Below are 770 nucleotides of genomic sequence, written 5' to 3' on the forward strand. Positions count from 1 at the left end.
GGCGGGCGCTGGTAGCCGGTCGAGGGCGGCCGCGGGGGCAACTCCAGCACCGGCGGCGGCACCTCCTGGTACGGGACGGAGCCCAGCAGGTGGGCGATCATGTTCAGCCGGGCCCGGCGCTTGTCGTCGCTCTCCACGACGAACCACGGGGCCTCGGCGATGTCGGTGTGGACCAGCATCTCGTCCTTGGCACGGGAGTACGCCTCCCAGCGGGTGATCGACTCCAGGTCCATCGGGGACAGTTTCCAGCGCCGCGTCGGATCCTCCAGCCGGCGCCGGAAGCGCTCCTGCTGCTCCGTGTCGCTCACCGAGAACCAGTACTTGCGCAGCAGGATCCCGTCCTCCACCAGCATCCGCTCGAAAATGGGGCACTGGCGCAGGAACAGCTGGTGCTCCTCCTTGGTGCAGAAGCCCATCACGTGCTCGACCCCGGCCCGGTTGTACCAGGACCGGTCGAACAGCACGATCTCCCCGGCGGCCGGCAGCTGCTCGACGTACCGCTGGAAGTACCACTGGGTGCGCTCGCGCTCGGTCGGTCTGGGCAGTGCCGCGATCCGGGCCAGGCGCGGATTGAGGTGCTCCGCGACCCGTTTGATGGTGCCGCCCTTGCCGGCCGCGTCCCGTCCCTCGAAGACGACGACCAGGCGGGCGCCCTCCGCCCGCACCCACTCCTGCAGCTTCACCAACTCCGTCTGCAGGCGCAGCAGTTCCTCCTCGTACGTCTTGCGCGGCACCTTCTCCGCCTTCTTGCCCGCCATGCCGCCTCCACC

The 770-nt window shown here is 69.6% G+C and carries 1 protein-coding gene; it reads right to left on the reverse strand.

Annotated elements, in window-relative coordinates; translation table 11 throughout:
• A partial coding sequence (gene ppk2, locus ADK57_RS13210) for a polyphosphate kinase 2 (RefSeq protein WP_053749622.1) occupies positions 1–758 on the reverse strand: 758 nt, incomplete at its 3' end.
• Positions 759–770 lie beyond the last annotated feature (12 nt).

It is taken from the genome of Streptomyces sp. MMG1533 (assembly GCF_001279775.1).
In the GTDB taxonomy this organism is placed as follows: Bacteria; Actinomycetota; Actinomycetes; order Streptomycetales; family Streptomycetaceae; genus Streptomyces.